The sequence below is a fragment of the Pseudomonas sp. BC42 genome (genome assembly GCF_021560055.1).
Taxonomy (GTDB): Bacteria; Pseudomonadota; Gammaproteobacteria; order Pseudomonadales; family Pseudomonadaceae; genus Aquipseudomonas.
On the sequence record NZ_CP091067.1, the window covers coordinates 1,056,826 to 1,071,567 of the forward strand.

General features: G+C 66.0%; 12 protein-coding genes. 6 read left to right on the forward strand and 6 right to left on the reverse strand.

Annotation, left to right across the window (positions count from 1 at the left end):
* Positions 1 to 89 precede the first annotated feature (89 nt).
* From L1O02_RS04955 to L1O02_RS04970, 4 genes are all read right to left on the reverse strand, one after another.
* Positions 90 to 1,700: a J domain-containing protein gene (locus L1O02_RS04955; RefSeq protein ID WP_060844645.1), complete on the reverse strand. Its 1,611-nt coding sequence runs from the start codon at positions 1,698 to 1,700 to the stop codon at positions 90 to 92.
* A gap of 11 nt (positions 1,701 to 1,711) precedes the next feature.
* Positions 1,712 to 3,409, reverse strand: a complete 1,698-nt coding sequence (locus L1O02_RS04960) for a molecular chaperone HscC (protein ID WP_108545173.1) — start codon at positions 3,407 to 3,409, stop codon at positions 1,712 to 1,714.
* Between the two features lie 192 nt (positions 3,410 to 3,601).
* Positions 3,602 to 5,302 (reverse strand): acid phosphatase, encoded by a 1,701-nt coding sequence (locus L1O02_RS04965; protein ID WP_060844644.1) that lies wholly within the window; start codon positions 5,300 to 5,302, stop codon positions 3,602 to 3,604.
* A gap of 195 nt (positions 5,303 to 5,497) precedes the next feature.
* Entirely contained in the window at positions 5,498 to 6,916 is a 1,419-nt protein-coding gene (locus tag L1O02_RS04970; RefSeq protein ID WP_060844643.1) for a TIGR00366 family protein, read from the reverse strand.
* Positions 6,917 to 7,030: 114 nt separating this feature from the next.
* Between L1O02_RS04970 and L1O02_RS04975 the strand changes: the two genes are divergently transcribed.
* The 3 genes from L1O02_RS04975 (at position 7,031) to L1O02_RS04985 (ending at position 9,371) form a co-directional block, all read left to right on the forward strand.
* Positions 7,031 to 7,288: a Pathogenicity locus gene (locus L1O02_RS04975; RefSeq protein WP_060841096.1), complete on the forward strand. Its 258-nt coding sequence runs from the start codon at positions 7,031 to 7,033 to the stop codon at positions 7,286 to 7,288.
* 70 nt (positions 7,289 to 7,358) lie between these two features.
* Complete coding sequence (locus L1O02_RS04980) at positions 7,359 to 8,684, forward strand: MFS transporter (protein ID WP_235759641.1); 1,326 nt, start codon at positions 7,359 to 7,361, stop codon at positions 8,682 to 8,684.
* A gap of 168 nt (positions 8,685 to 8,852) precedes the next feature.
* A complete protein-coding gene (locus tag L1O02_RS04985) occupies positions 8,853 to 9,371 on the forward strand; it encodes a hypothetical protein (RefSeq protein WP_235759642.1) in 519 nt (172 codons plus the stop codon).
* 48 nt (positions 9,372 to 9,419) lie between these two features.
* Here L1O02_RS04985 and L1O02_RS04990 read toward each other — a convergent pair whose 3' ends face one another.
* Positions 9,420 to 9,839: a lysozyme inhibitor LprI family protein gene (locus L1O02_RS04990; protein ID WP_060841093.1), complete on the reverse strand. Its 420-nt coding sequence runs from the start codon at positions 9,837 to 9,839 to the stop codon at positions 9,420 to 9,422.
* 253 nt (positions 9,840 to 10,092) lie between these two features.
* Here L1O02_RS04990 and L1O02_RS04995 point away from each other — a divergent pair, with 253 nt between their 5' ends.
* Positions 10,093 to 10,989: a cation diffusion facilitator family transporter gene (locus L1O02_RS04995; protein WP_060844640.1), complete on the forward strand. Its 897-nt coding sequence runs from the start codon at positions 10,093 to 10,095 to the stop codon at positions 10,987 to 10,989.
* Positions 10,990 to 11,041: 52 nt separating this feature from the next.
* On the opposite strand, the gene L1O02_RS05000 is transcribed toward L1O02_RS04995, so the two are convergent.
* Positions 11,042 to 11,716, reverse strand: a complete 675-nt coding sequence (locus L1O02_RS05000; protein ID WP_060841091.1) for a heavy metal response regulator transcription factor — start codon at positions 11,714 to 11,716, stop codon at positions 11,042 to 11,044.
* A gap of 436 nt (positions 11,717 to 12,152) precedes the next feature.
* Between L1O02_RS05000 and L1O02_RS05005 the strand changes: the two genes are divergently transcribed.
* Positions 12,153 to 13,352: a TolC family protein gene (locus tag L1O02_RS05005; RefSeq protein ID WP_231979063.1), complete on the forward strand. Its 1,200-nt coding sequence runs from the start codon at positions 12,153 to 12,155 to the stop codon at positions 13,350 to 13,352.
* Between the two features lie 197 nt (positions 13,353 to 13,549).
* Entirely contained in the window at positions 13,550 to 14,734 is a 1,185-nt protein-coding gene (locus tag L1O02_RS05010; RefSeq protein ID WP_235759643.1) for an efflux RND transporter periplasmic adaptor subunit, read from the forward strand.
* Positions 14,735 to 14,742 lie beyond the last annotated feature (8 nt).

The following is a 14,742-nucleotide window of genomic DNA, read 5'->3' on the forward strand; positions in this document are numbered from 1 at the left end:
GAACCCCTCCACGGGGGCTGTTCATACTGAAACACCGCCGTGGATAGAGAAAGACAGCGGATAAAAAATCTGCCCCCCTTGTGCAGGCCTCAGCCCGGTATCAGCCGGGTCAGCGGGAAGGCCGGGTAGAACACCTGGCAAGCCCGGATGACAGCCACCATCAGCACCAGGAAAACCGGTTGCCAGGGACTGAAATGCGACCAGTGCAAGACGCTCAGCCAGGGATGCTTGAGCCTGAATGCTTCGCTGACATGGCCGATGCGCTTGTGGTGCAGGACGCCGATCAGGGTAAAGCCCAGGTACGTCAGCATCCCCAGCAGGCCGAGCAGGCTGGCGAACAGCGCCAGCAAGGCCAGGAAAGGCACACCGTGGCGCAGCAGTCTTCGATAAGGAGGCCTGTGCAGCTGTTTCGGTAGCAGGCGTTCGCTCAGCCACAGGTCCAGATCCAAGAAGCGCAGCGCCACGGCGTTCCAGGCGCACAGTGCCGACAATCCGAGCACCGCCACCAGCCAGCCGCACAAGGCCGCCATGATGGCCGCCAGCACCGGCGGGTCGTGGCGTTCCTGAATGAAAAAGAGGGTGAACGCCAGCGCGATGCCGGCCCAGGCCCGCACCCATGTTTCCCCTGTGGTGGAGGGTTGGGGCATGAATTTCTGCCAATAGAACACGTCACTCTGGGGCAGGCGCTCGATCAGTTGCGGAAAGCGCCAGGTCAGGGTCTGCGCCAGCTGCTGGCAGGCTTGCCATTCATTCTGGGTAAAACCGCGGGTGAGATTGCGCTGCTGGCGCGGGGACAGCGGCTTGGCGAGCAGTTGCGCCGCCAGTACCTCAGGTGCCCAGCTGTGTTCCTGCTGCAGCTTGTTTTGCAGGTCCTGGTAGAAGGTTTCCTGCTGACAGCGCTGGACCAACTGGTGCCAGATCCAGGCCGGCTCCGGGATGGCGCCCCGTTGTTCATCCCAGCCGAACGCCTGGCACACCCGTTCGAACAGGGGCACGCTCCACTGTTGCTCGTTGAGCAGCATCAGCACCGTGCTTTGCCATTGCAGGCGGTGATCGAAAATCTGCAGCCACAGCTGTTCGCTGTAGTGGGTCAACTGCGCGAGGAACGCCCGTTCCTGGTTGGCTTGCAGCGGCTCTTCCAGGGTCTGGCGGTAATGGTCCAGCAGGGCATCGACCAGCGAGCACTGTTGCGCGTCGCTCATCGACAGGCTTTGCCAGGGCGTCAGCCATTCCAGATGTTGAACCGCCCACTCAACCAGGGGCGCGCGTTGTTGGGGGTGGCTGCAGCAGTGCTCCAGCAGCCGGTTCTGGAAGTCCTGGGCGCAGCGTTGAGCCTGAGCCTGCGTCCAGCGTTGCGGCAGGTTCTCCAGGGTCAGGCCCTTGAGCAGGGCCTGTGCCGGCGTTGGCGCGACAGCGGCTGTTGGCTGCGGCACCAGGGACGGGCTCATCTCAACCAGCCCCGACCAGGCCTGCAGGTTGTCCCCAGGCAGAGCCGCGGCGACGGGCTCGGGACAACCGTCGTCGGCTTCGTCCTCCCGCCAGCGGGCCAGTTGCAGCGCCCGCTCGTAGGCCTCGCGCAGACGCTGGAAGCCTTCGGCATCCTCATCGGGGCGGGTGCTTTTCAGGCGTTTGGCATAGCTGCGCTTGATGCTGCGCTCATCGGCATCGTCCGGCAGTTCCAGCAGGGCCCAACAATCCATGTCGCCGCTCCTCAGTGCCAGTGGCCGTTTTCCAGTCTCTGCAGCTGTTCACTGAGCTGGTTGCGCACTTCGCGGATCTTGCGCTCGTCCTGGGTGTCCAGCACTTGCTGGAACTGCCCGGCCCAGTAGCCGATCTGTTCGCGCAACTCCCCCAGGCTTTCCTGATACAGGCGTTCCAGGCGGGCACTGAGCAAGGTGTTGACCTGCTGGTCGCGGGGATGAACCTTGAGTTGCTCCAGGGCCTTGAGCCGCTCCTGGATTTCTTCCGGGGTCAGCACGCCGGGGTTGTTCTCGATCACCAGGGAACGGCTTTCACCGGTCAGGGGAATACTCACCTGGGCTTCCAGCAGGCCGTTGATGTCGTAGGTGAAACGCACGTCCAGCGAGACTTCGCCGGCTGGGCGCTTGGGCACCTGCATTTCCAGCTGGCCGAGGGCGACGTTGTCGCGCACCAGGCGGCTCTCGCCCTGGAAGATCTTCAGCAGCACCTGCTCCTGGTTGTCGTGCAAGGTTTGCACGGTCTTGACCCGGCTCACCGGCACCACGCTGTTGCGCTCGATGATCGGCAGGTAATGCCCGCCCTCGATCTGGTTGCCGTACTGCTGGGAGGTTTCGATGCCCAGGGTGTAGGAGCAGACGTCGGTCAGCACCACTTCCTCCAGGGCTGCGGAGCGTGCCTTGAGGGCGGCCTGGACCGCCGCGCCCTGGGCCACCACTTCGTCGGGGTCGAGGCTGATGGACGGAAAGCGCCCGAACAGCCCCGCCGCCAGCTTGCGCACCAGGGGCATGCGGGTGGCGCCGCCCACCAGGAGGATTTCATCCAGGTCGCTGACGCGGATTCGCGCATCGCGCAGGGCCCGCTCGATGGGAGCCCGCAGGCGTTCCAGCAGGGGCGTGTAGAGGGTCGCCAGCTGCGCCTGGGTGATGGTCTGGGTCCATTGCCGGCCATCGACGCGCAGGCTGAACTCGGCGCTGGGCTCCTGGCCCAGGGCACGGCGCACCCGTTCGGCTTCGCGGCGCAGGGCCTGGAGCACGCTCTGGCGCTCGGGAAAGTCCGCCGCCCGGCCTTGCTGTTCGATGAAGTGCTCCAGCAGCAGGCTGTCGAAATCCTCGCCGCCGAGGAAGTTGTCGCCGGCGCTGGCGCGGACTTCCATGACCCCGTCGAACAGCTCCAGGATCGACACGTCGAAGGTGCCGCCACCGAGGTCGAAGACCAGGAACGAGGTTTCCTTGTCGCGCTGGTGCAGGCCGTAGGCCAGGGCCGCGGCGGTGGGTTCGTTGATCAGCTTTTCCACCTTGAGCCCGGCCAGCTCGCCGGCGATCCGCGTGGCCTTGCGCTGGGCGTCGCTGAAATAGGCCGGCACGCTGATCACCGCTTCTTCTACCGGCTCGCCGTAGCTGCGTTCGACGTCCTCCTTGAGGCTCTTGAGCACCAGGGCCGAGAGTTCTTCCGGGCGAAACAGTCGATCCCCCAGACGCACTTCGGTGGCGCTGCCCATGTAGCGCTTGAACAGTGCGGTGGTCAGGTGCGGGTGGGTGTGCAGGCGCTCCTTGGCGGCTTGCCCCACCAGGACCCGGCCCTCATCGTCCAGACCCACCACGCTGGGGGTCAGGAGCTGGCCCAGGGCGTTGGGCACCAGCTCGCTGGCGGTGTCGCGCCAGACCGCCACCAGACTGTTGGTGGTCCCCAGGTCGATGCCTACGATCATGACGACGAACTCCCTTTCCAATCGGAAAACTGATGAAACAAATAAGTGGCGCGCAGGATATTACCCGCCGGGTGGATGGGTAAAGTGCGTGATGTCACATGGCTATTATTGGCGCCGTTGCCGCAGAGCCGAAGCCGGTCTTGAGCTTCGGTCCTGCGGGGGCTGGTGGGCCCGTTGCGGGCCCCGCCGGGGTCAGACGTTGAAGTGCAGGGCGTTGGTCAGGTCGCCCATGGGCTTCTGGCCGCGGGCGATCATGGCCTCGTCGCGTTCCTTGATGCCGTCCAGGGTCTCCAGCTGGAACACCCGGGTGATCAGCCGCAGGATCGAGGCGGTGTCATACACCGTGTGATCCACCGTGCCCTTGCGGGCGAACGGCGACACCACCAGTGCCGGAATCCGCGTGCCCGGGCCCCAGCGATCGCCCTGGGGCGGCGCCACGTGGTCCCACCAGCCGCCGTTCTCGTCGACGGTGACGATCACCACCATGTTTTTCCATTGCGGGCTCTCGCGCAGCACTTTCAACGCGCGGTCGATGTGCCGGTCGCCGGCGGCCACATCGGCATAGCCGGCGTGCAGGTTGAGGTTGCCCTGGGGCTTGTAGAAGGTCACCGCCGGCAGCTTGCCGGCCTCGGCATCGGCGAAGAACTTGTTGGTGCTCGACTCATCCCCCAGGCCGCCGTCACGCAGGCGCTTGGCGCGCTCAGCCGGATTCTCCGGGCCCTGGCGCACGAAGTAGTTGAACGGCTGGTGGTGGTACTGGAAGTTGGGGATCTTGGGAATCCCGCCGGAGTCCTTGAACTGCTCCAGGGTCGCCTGCCAGGCGCCGCCGTACCAGGCCCAGTCGACGTTCTTCTTCGACAGTTTGTCGCCGATGTGCTCGTGGGTCTGGGGCACCAGCACGCTGGGCAGGTCGGGCTTGGCGTAGTCCGGGCGCTCCGGGTCGCGGATCCAGGTCGGCCAGTAGGGCGGGGCCATGGTGTTGACCGCGTAGCCGTCCGGGGTCAGGGCGCTGGGGCCGAACTGCGGGGCGCCGTCCAGGGCGCTGGCCGGGGATTTGTCCAGGGGCTTGAGGCGGGTGCCCTTGGGGTCGTCGCCCTGCAAGGTGGCGATCTGCGACTTGGCCACCGAGTTGGCGGCGTCCGGGTAGAACGGCACCTTGGCGCTGATCAGGTACTGGTGATTGAGGAACGAGCCGCCGAAGGCACCCTGGAAGAAGTTGTCGCAGAGCACGAACTCCCGGGCCACATCCCACAGGCGCAGGGAATAGCGGGTCTGGGCGTAGTGGCCCATGGTCAGGGCGCCGGAGTCGGCCCAGGCCACGAAACCATCGTTCTTGCCGCCGTTGATCTGCATCTGGTTCTGGTAGAACAGGTGCCACAGGTCGCGGGTCACCAGGCCCAGGGGCAGGTCCTCGCCACTGGGGCCCTTGAGGGCGAACGGCGCGTTGGGCAGGTTTTCCTGGAACTGGGTTTCCACCGGGTAGGTGACGCCGTCCAGGGTTTGCGGGCCAACCTGGAGGATGCCGCCCCAGACCGGTGGCAGTTTCGACAGCAGGCTGCCGTCACGGTCGCGCTGCTGGAACGCCTCGGGCTTGAGCGCCGACAAGGGCTTCTCCACCCCGGGGAAATTGGCGAACAGGTTGTTGAAGCTGCGGTTCTCGGCGAACAGCACCACCACGTTCTTCACCTGCTCGCGCAGCGCCTTGTCCAGTTCCGCCGGAGACAGCGGCCGTTCCTGCGGTTTGCTCGTCGGCTCGTCGGACTTGGCGCAGGCGCTCAGGGTGGCGCCGACCCCAAGAACGGCAACGCCGCCGAGGAAGCGGCGGCGGCTGGTGTCGGTGGGCTGGTCGGCGGTGGTTTCGGGGAGGTCGCGCTGATCGGTATCGTCGCTCATGTCGGGTCCTTGCTCGTCGATCTGAGAATTCGTTACAAAGTATTTCGGTCGCACGGTAGCAATCGAATATGACGCAAAGGCTACAGGAAAGCTGCAGGAGCCTGCTGGCAAGAGCCTGGAAAAATCTGAGATCCAGGCTCGGGGAGAATGATCCTCAGGCCCGCTGCGGTAGTGCGCAGCGGGCCTGTGGACAGCTCAGGGCATGACCGGCGGCAGGTACGCCAGGGTGGTGCCCAGGGCCCAGAGCAGCACCAGCACCAGGGGCGCGTGCACCAGCAGCTGGACGAAGGAAAAACCGATCAGGTCGCGGGCCTTCAGGCCCAGCACCCCCAGCAACGGCAGCATGTAGAAGGGGTTGATCAGGTTCGGCAAGGCCTCGGCGGCGTTGTAGATCTGCACCGCCCAGCCCAGGTGGTACTGCAGGTCGTTGGCCACTTGCATCACATAGGGCGCCTCGATGATCCACTTGCCGCCGCCGGAGGGAATGAAGAAGCCCAGCACCGCCGAGTACAGGCCTATCAACAGGGCGTAGGTGTCGTGGGAGGCGATCTGCACGAAGAAGGTCGAGATGTGGTGGGCCAGGGTCTGGCCGTCCACGCCCTTGACCACCGTCATCAGCGCGGCGATCGAGCCGTACAGCGGGAACTGGATCAGCACCCCGGTGGTGGTGGGCACCGCCCGGGCCACGGCGTCGAGAAAGCTGCGTGGGCGCCAGTGCAACAGCGCGCCGGTCATCAGGAACAGGAAGTTGTAGGTGTTGAGCCCGGAGATCGCGGTGATCGCCGGCTTGGTGGCGAACTCGTGGTACAGCCAGCCGGCGGCCAGCAGCGCCAGGAGAATGGTCAGCAGCGGGCTGTACTCCAGCCACTCGCCGGGGCGGGTCCGCGGTTGTGGCTTGGGCATGCTGAAGCTCGGGTCGACCCCGCAGGCCTGGGCATCCCGGGCGCTATTGGGCCCCGGTGCGGTGGCGTAGGCGACGATCAGCGAGACGACGATCAGGGCCAGCAGCAACACTCCCGACTGCCAGAGAAAGAGGGTCTGGGTGAAAGGAATCACCCCGGTGATGGCCAGGATCGACGGCGGCAGGCTGCCCGGGTTGGCCTGCAACTGCGCGGCCGAAGACGACAGCCCCAGGGCCCACACCGCGCCCAGGCCCAGGTAGGCGGCAGCGCCGGCGGCGCGGTAGTCCATGCGCAGTTCGCTGCGTCGCGCCAGGGCCCGTACCAGAAGCCCGCCGAACACCAGGGACAGGCCCCAGTTGAGCAAGGAGGCGACCATGGAAATCAGCGCCACCCAGGCCACGGCCGAACGGCCGTTCCTGGGAAGGCGCGCCAGCTTGTCGATCAGCTTCACCGCCGGCGGCGAGCTGGCCACCACGTATCCGCCGATGACCACGAAGGCCATCTGCATGGTGAAGGGGATCAGGCTCCAGAAGCCGTCGCCGAAGGCCATGGCGGCGTCGGTGGGCTTGGCACCCATGGCCAGGGTGGCCAGGGCGACGATGATCACCGCCAGCGCGGCGAACACCCAGGAGTCGGGAAACCAGCGTTCGGCCCAGTTCGAACAGCGCAGGGCGAAGCGGGCGGAGCGGCTATCTTGAATATCAGCGGCCACGTGAGTACCTCGGGTTTCTTATGTTTATAAGGAGGTCGGCCGCCCCAGGCTGAGGCGGCCGAGAACTGTGCAAGAATGCGGCAATTGCCACGGACTGCAAAGGATTCAACCGACATGTCATTTTCCCCCGAAGAACGCGCCGCACTGCTCAAGGTCAAGGGTGTTGGCCCGACGGTGGTCGGTCGCCTGGAACAACTGGGCATCACCTCCCTGGCCCAGTTGGCCGCCGCCGATGCCCTGGACATCGTGACCCAGGCCTCGGCCCTGGTCGGTTCCAGTTGCTGGAAAAACAGCCCTCAGGCCCGCTCCGCGATCCAGGCGGCCATCGCCATGGCCAAGGGCGCACCTATGGCCCAGGTCGCCAACGACTGATGGTTGTCCCTCGGGACGATTGCATAGACCATGTGCAGCCTTGCTGATTGCCACCCTCCGAGTTGCTTTTATGACCCCTTCCACCGAGTCGTCGCCGGCGCGCTTTTCCCGCGCCGACTACAAGACCCTGGGCCTGGCCGCCCTGGGCGGAGCCCTGGAAATCTACGATTTCATCATCTTCGTATTTTTCGCCCTGACCCTGAGCCAGCTGTTCTTCCCCCCGGAAATGCCCGAGTGGCTGCGCCTGCTGCAAAGCTTCGGGATCTTCGTCACCGGCTACCTGGCCCGGCCCCTGGGCGGCATTCTCATGGCGCATTTCGCCGACCGCCTGGGGCGCAAGAAGGTCTTCAGCCTGAGCATCCTGATGATGGCGCTGCCCTGCCTGCTGATCGGCAGCATGCCGACCTATGCCCAGATCGGCTATTTCGCGCCCTTGCTGTTGCTGGCGCTGCGGGTGCTGCAGGGCGCGGCGGTGGGCGGTGAGGTGCCCAGCGCCTGGGTGTTCGTCGCCGAGCACGCGCCCCGGGCCCATCGCGGCTATGCCCTGGGGTTTCTCCAGGCCGGGCTGACCTTCGGCTACCTGTTGGGCGCACTGACCGCGACCCTGCTGGCGCGGGTCTTCAGCCCCGAGGAAATCCTCGACCACGCCTGGCGCTATCCCTTCCTGCTGGGCGGGGTGTTTGGCGTGATCGGCGTCTGGCTGCGCCGCTGGCTCAGCGAAACCCCGGTGTTCATGGCGTTGCAGGAGCAGCGCGAGAGCGCCGCCGAGCTGCCCCTGCGCACCGTGCTGCGCGAGCACCGGCTGGCGATCCTGCCGGCGCTGATCCTGACCTGCGTGCTGACCTCGGCGGTGGTGGTGTTCGTGGTCATCACCCCGACCATGATGCAGAAGAGCTTCGGCATGAGCGCCAGCCACACCTTTGCCCTGAGCAGCCTGGGCATTGTCTTCCTCAACATCGGCTGCGTGCTGGCGGGGCTGATCGTCGACCGCCTGGGCGCCTGGCGCACGGTGATGCTCTACAGCCTGCTGCTGCCTTTGGGTATCGCCGTGCTCTACGGTTGCCTGATCAGCGGTGGCACCTGGATCGGCCTGGCCTACGCCATTGCCGGCCTGGGTTGCGGCGTGGTGGGGGCGGTGCCGTCGGTGATGGTCAGCCTGTTTCCCCCGCGGATTCGCGTGTCGGGGATCTCCTTCACCTACAACATCGCCTACGCCCTCTGGGCCAGTACCACCCCGTTGCTGCTGATCGCCCTGATGCCTTGGAGCCCGTGGATCTGCGTGATCTATTGCGCGCTGATGGGCGCGGTGGGCGTGATCAGTGCCGGTTACTTCGGCGGACGCGTGGGCGAGGAGCGGCCGCTGGCGGGTGGCGCCTGCGCCGTGGATCAGCATTAGGACTTTTCTTCATCGGCCCGTGAACAGGCGAAACAGCGAGCTAGAGCCTTCGCCAAAAGGCCGGTGAATCCACCCTGAAAACGGGCTGAAAAATGGCTTTCAGCCCTCGGTTTTTTCCCGCTACTCTCTCGGAAAACGCGGCCCGCGCCAGGGTTTCCGGGAGCTGTCTTGATTCGTTCGACGCTGTGTTCCTTGCGAAATTTCTCTGCCCTCGACCCGCTGCTGCAAGCGGCGCTGGTGAACTTTGTGCTGGGGCTGGTGTTTGTCCTGATCGAGGCCTGGAGCAGTACCCTGGTGGACTATGGCCTGGAAGGCGCCAGCCCCGACAGCCTCAGTGCCCGGGTGGTCGCGGTGGAGGCGGGGGCGCTGCTGGTCGAAGACCTCGATAGCGGCGAACGCCAACGCTTGCGCTTGAGCCCCGAGCTGACCCGGCTCCAGGTGCCGCTCACACAACTGTCCGGACAGCCCCTGCTGCTGAGCCACCTGCGGGGTTACCTGCTGGGTTGTACCCGCGACGATCAGCCCTGGTGCGTCGCTCAGTGTGACAGCGCCGAGCTGTGCCAGCAGCGCCTGCGTGAGCGCGAATCCTGCCTGGGCATGCTGGGTTGTGCCTGGCTCGCCAGCCTGGTGTGCCTGCTTGCCCATGGCGTTGGCCGGCGCCCGTTCTACCGGCGTTCGCGGCCCTGATGGCGCTTTTGCCGGGCCTGGCAGCGTTGCGCATGCCCCGGCAGGCGGCTATTGGGGCAGCAATTGCTCCAGGTAGCGGGAGCGTTCGTTGCTCAGGCGGGTCACGCAACGGTTGATCAGGGTGACGTGGGCCGGTTTGCCCGGCGCCACTTCGAAGGCCTCCAGCACGCAGGTGCTGTCGCGGTACTTGATCCAGGCCCGTTGCGCGTTCTTCAACTTGCCAAGGTATTCCTGCTCTTGCAGCAGGCTCCTGGGATACAGGTTGTGAACCCGCTCCAAAAGCGCCTGATAGCTCTGATTGAGGGCGTTGTCGGCCCGTTCCTTGTCCTGCTGGGCGCAGCGGTCGACCTGTTCGCTGAGCTCGATGTGGCTGCAGTCCAGCGGGGCGGCCCGGGCTGCAGACGATCCGCCGCCCACCCCGAGCAGCAGGGTCACAGCGAGGCCGAAGATCCAGGGCTGATGATGCATGGCGGTCCCTTCGCGCTGAGAGTGAAGCGGGCATTCTACAGCGCCGCGGTCGATGCAGAAGAGCGCGGCCGCCGCGCCGAGGCTTGTGCTGCCGGCGCCGGGCTCGGGCTTCGGTGCCGGGCCTGCTGGGTACAGCCCGGCCGCAGATGTCCGGCGGATGAGCGCAAGATGACAATTCGCTTATCCAGCCGCGGCCCCGCAGACAATCGAACTATCATCAGGCCGACGCTTTTCAGCCACAGGAGCATGTTCCATGGGCGCAGGACACCAACACGGCCAGGCGCGGGCCGGGCATGAGCGCAAGTTGTGGATGGCCCTGGGGCTGACCGCCAGCTTCATGCTCGCTGAAGTCATCGGCGCCTTTGTCACCGGCAGCCTGGCGCTGTTGTCGGATGCCGCGCACATGCTCACCGACACCCTGGCCCTGGCCATCTCCCTGGTGGCGATCCAGGTCGCCAAGCGCCCGGCAGACCGCAAGCGCACGTTCGGCTACGCGCGTTTCGAAATCCTCGCGGCAGCCTTCAATGCCCTGCTGCTGTTCGTGGTGGCGTTCTACATCCTGTTCGAGGCCTGGCAACGCGTGCAGGCCCCGGCCGAGATCCAGTCCACGGGGATGCTGGTGATCGCCGTGCTGGGGCTGATCGTCAACTTGATCGCCATGGGCCTGCTGGCCTCGGCCAGCAGCCAGAGCCTCAACGTCAAGGGCGCGTACCTGGAGGTCTGGAGCGACATGCTCGGTTCGCTGGGGGTGATTGGCGCGGCCCTGGTGATCATGTTCACCGGCTGGGGCTGGGTCGACTCCCTGGTGGCGGCGGCCATTGGCTTCTGGGTGCTGCCGCGGACCTGGACCCTGCTCAGGGAGAGCATGAACGTGCTGCTGCAAGGCGTGCCGGACGGGGTCGACATCGAGCAGGTGGAGCAAGCCATTCGCGGCGTGCCGGGGATCGGCGATGTGCACGACCTGCATATCTGGGCCCTGACCAGCGGCAAGAACGTGCTCAGCGCCCATCTGGTGGCGCACCTGCCGGGACGGGACGAGCAGGCGATCCTGGCCGAGGTCACCGAGCTGCTGCAGGAGCGCTTCGACATTGCCCACGTCACCTTGCAGGTCGAGCAGGCGGGGTTTCACCAGCAGGTGCATGAACATTGAAGGAGCAGTGCATGCGCAGGAGCCGGCGCACCGGCGAACCCGGCCTCGCGCCTCAGTCGCGTTCTTCGAGGACGTAACCCACGCCGCGCAAGGTGTGGATCAGCTTGCGTTCGAACGGGTCGTCGATCTTCGCCCGCAGGCGGCGGATCGAAACTTCCACCACATTGGTGTCGCAGTCGAAGTTCATGTCCCAGACAAAGGAGATGATCTGGGTTCGCGACAGCACCACTCCGCTCTGGCGCATCAGCAGGTGCAGCAGGGCGAACTCCTTGGTGGTCAGGTCGATGCGCTGTTTGCCGCGAAAGGCCCGGTGGCGGCTCTGATCCAGCTCCAGGTCGGCGACGCGCAACACATCCGGCACCGGTTTCTGTTCGCTGCGGCGCATCAGGGTGCGGACCCGTGCCAGCAACTCGGGAAACTCGAACGGCTTGACCAGGTAATCATCGGCGCCCAGGTCCAGGCCGCGGATCTTGTCTGCCAGCCGGCCCTGGGCGGTCAGCATCATGACCCGGGTGTTGCTGTTCTGGCGGATCTGGGACAGCACTCCCCAGCCGTCGATCTGCGGCAGGTTGACGTCGAGAATCACCAGGTCGTAGGCGTGCTGACGGGTCAGGTGCAGGCCATCCGCGCCGGTATTGGCGCAATCGACCACATAGCCGCTTTCGGTCAGCCCCTGATGCAGGTACTCGGCAGTTTTGAGTTCGTCTTCGATAACCAGGATTCGCATGCGGGTGAGGTTCTCGGTGAATAACAGGCAGTAAGGAAAGTTGCTGGAAACGGCGCTGAACATGGGTAGCGAGTGTGCTCGGTCCCCTGCACCTGGAAGGATCTGAAAGTTGATTGGCGAATGTTTTAAAACGGGCAGTGCACTCGCTTTCAGTGCCCGGATATTAATACAGAACCTTGAGCCAGAGCCTTGGCTAACGGATTTGTAATCTTTGCGCCACCCTGCTGATAACCGGTGAAAGTTACCCTGAGTTGAACTTGAAACTCTTTCTGCCAATGGGCGCAGTGTTGCAGTTTCATATCGACCGGGGGGCTCTTTGTATATCCCGCGATATGTTCCGCGCCGCTTCGCAGAAACTTTGCCTCACCAGGGGCCGGAACCTGTTATGCCAACTTTCCCGAGAACACCCGCCCGGGCTGCGCCGACCTGCCGCTGGATGCTGTGGCTGGTCCTGGCGGCCGCGCCGCTGAGCGTTGCCCAGGCTGCCGTCCTGAGCCTGGACAGCGCCCTGGCCAAGGCCTTTGCCAACAACCCCGAACTGGCCGCCGCGCGCTGGGAGATCGACATCGCCCAGGGCGCCCGGCAGCAGGCGGGGCTGCTGCCCAACCCGGTGCTCTCGGTGGACGCCGAGGACACCCGCCGGGACTCGCGCACCACCTCGGTCAAGCTCAGCCAGGCGCTGGAGCTGGGGGGCAAGCGTGGTGCCCGGGTGGAGGTGGCCAGTCGTGGCCAGGAGCTGGCCGCCCTGGAGCTGGAGCGGCGCGGCAATCAGCTGCGGGCCGATGTTCTGCAGGCTTACTACGCCGCGCTGCGGGCCCAGGAGCGCACGCAACTGGCCGGGCGCTCGCTGGCCCTGGCCGAACGCGGGGTGAGCGTGGCCCAGGGGCGGGTCAATGCCGGCAAGGCCTCGCCGGTGGAAGCCACCCGGGCCCAGGTGCAACTGGCCGAGGTTCGTCTGGAGCTCAGCCGTGGGCAGATGGAGCAGGACACTGCCTATCAGCAGCTGGCCAGTATCACCGGCAGCGCCGCCACGGACTTCTCGGCGGTGCAGGAGCCTGAACGGGCGCCGAGCACGCTGCCGGCCTCGGCGCAGTTGTTGAGCCGCTTGCCGGAGACTGCGGAGTTGCGCCTGGCGGAGCAGGAAATCGTTCAGCGCGAAGCGTCCCTGGGGCTGGAGAGGGCCCAGCGCATTCCCGATCTGGACGTCAGCATCGGCAGCCAGTACGACGCCGGCGCCCGTGAGCGGGTCAACCTGGTGGGCCTGTCCATGCCGTTGCCACTGTTCAACCGCAACCAGGGCAACCTGCTCTCCGCCGCGCGCCGCGCCGATCAGGCCCGGGACCTGCGCAACGCCACGGAACTGCGCCTGCGCAGTGAAACCCGCCAGGCTCTGGAGCAATGGAACACCGCCAGGGGCGAAGTGCAGGCCTTCAACCAGACCATCCTGCCCGCCGCCCAGCGCGCGGTGGACAGCGCCACCCGGGGCTTCGAAATGGGCAAGTTCAGTTTCCTCGAAGTGCTGGACGCCCAGCGCACATTGATCGGCGCCCGCAGCCAGTACCTCGCCGCCGTGGCGCAAACCACCGATGCCCGGGTGCGGATCGAACGTATCTACGGCGACCTCAGCCGCTGGTGAAAGCCGGGCTGCGGGGCCTGGTCTGCCTGCTTGCCCTGCTGGTCAGCGACTGCAGCAGCGTGCCCGGGACGCCACCTGAGGAGCCGCCCCGGCACTGGTGTGTCCATGAATGGCATCGGGCCCTCGACGACTTTTTCTTTTCGCCTACCTCGTAAGGCGCTTCGTGCGCTGCCGAACCTCGATTCTCAGGAGTACCCATGGATAAGAAACGCAGCCTGATAATGGCCATTACCGCGGTGGTGGGGCTGGGAGCGGCGGCCCTGCTGTTGCCGGGCCTGTCCTCCCCCGCGGCGCCTGCCGACGCCAAGCCTGCGGATGCGGCCGAGCCGGCCGGACACGGCGCCGAGGAGCCCGAAGGTCACCTGGAACTCAGCGCCGAGCAGATCCAGGCCGCCGGGATCGAGCTGGCCGAAGCCGGTCCGCGGCAGCTCAAACGGGTGCTGAGCCTGCCGGGGGAAATCCGTTTCGACGAGGATCGCACCTCCCACATCGTGCCCCGGGCCGCCGGCGTCGTGGAGTCGGTGCAGGTCAATCTGGGGCAGTCGGTCAAGCGCGGCGAGCTGCTGGCGGTGATCGCCAGCCAGCAGGTGTCCGACCAGCGCAGCGAGCTGGCGGCCGCCGGGCGGCGGGTCGAACTGGCCCGTACCACCTTCGAGCGCGAGCGGCAGTTGTGGATCGACCAGATCTCAGCCGAACAGGATTACCTGCTGGCCCGGCAGAACCTGCAAGAAGCGCAAATCGCCCTCAACAACGCCCGACAGAAGATGAATGCCCTGAGTGGCAGCGCCCAGCTGGCGGGGGGCAACCGCTATGAAATGCGCGCGCCCTTTGATGGCGTGGTGGTGGAAAAGCACCTCAGCGTCGGCGAGGTGGTGAGCGAGAACAGTGCGGCCTTCACCCTCTCGGACCTGTCCCGGGTCTGGGCCACCTTCGGTGTGTTCCCCAAGGATCTGGGCAAGGTCCGGGTCGGCCAGCCGGTGAGTGTCAGCTCCAGCGAACTGGGGACCCAGGTCCAGGGCCAGGTGGCCTACGTCGGCAGCCTGCTGGGGGAGCAGACCCGGACCGCCACGGTGCGGGTGACCCTGGCCAACCCGAATGACGCCTGGCGTCCGGGGCTGTTCGTCGCGGTGCAGGTGGCCACCGAAGCCTTCGAGGCGCCGGTCAGCGTGCCGCAGAGCGCGATCCAGACCGTGGAAGACCGGCCGTCGGTGTTTGTCCGGGTGGCCGAGGGCTTCCAGGCCACGCCGGTGGTCACCGGCGCCGCCGATGAAGGTTTCGTCGAGGTCCGCGAAGGGCTGGCGGCCGGAGCCCGGGTGGCCACCCGCGGCAGTTTCACCCTCAAGTCCGAACTGGGCAAAGGCGCGGCCGACCACGGCCATTGATCGGTCAC

Excerpts from the sequence above, each read along its gene's own strand:
- L1O02_RS04955 (WP_060844645.1), bottom strand. The coding sequence starts at position 1,700 with ATGGATTGTTGGGCCCTGCTGGAACTGCCGGACGATGCCGATGAGCGC.
- L1O02_RS04960 (WP_108545173.1), bottom strand. The coding sequence starts at position 3,409 with ATGATCGTAGGCATCGACCTGGGGACCACCAACAGTCTGGTGGCGGTC.
- L1O02_RS04965 (WP_060844644.1), bottom strand. The coding sequence starts at position 5,302 with ATGAGCGACGATACCGATCAGCGCGACCTCCCCGAAACCACCGCCGAC.
- L1O02_RS04975 (WP_060841096.1), top strand. The coding sequence starts at position 7,031 with ATGTCATTTTCCCCCGAAGAACGCGCCGCACTGCTCAAGGTCAAGGGT.
- L1O02_RS04980 (WP_235759641.1), top strand. The coding sequence starts at position 7,359 with ATGACCCCTTCCACCGAGTCGTCGCCGGCGCGCTTTTCCCGCGCCGAC.
- L1O02_RS04990 (WP_060841093.1), bottom strand. The coding sequence starts at position 9,839 with ATGCATCATCAGCCCTGGATCTTCGGCCTCGCTGTGACCCTGCTGCTC.
- L1O02_RS04995 (WP_060844640.1), top strand. The coding sequence starts at position 10,093 with ATGGGCGCAGGACACCAACACGGCCAGGCGCGGGCCGGGCATGAGCGC.
- L1O02_RS05000 (WP_060841091.1), bottom strand. The coding sequence starts at position 11,716 with ATGCGAATCCTGGTTATCGAAGACGAACTCAAAACTGCCGAGTACCTG.
- L1O02_RS05005 (WP_231979063.1), top strand. The coding sequence starts at position 12,153 with ATGCTGTGGCTGGTCCTGGCGGCCGCGCCGCTGAGCGTTGCCCAGGCT.
- L1O02_RS05010 (WP_235759643.1), top strand. The coding sequence starts at position 13,550 with ATGGATAAGAAACGCAGCCTGATAATGGCCATTACCGCGGTGGTGGGG.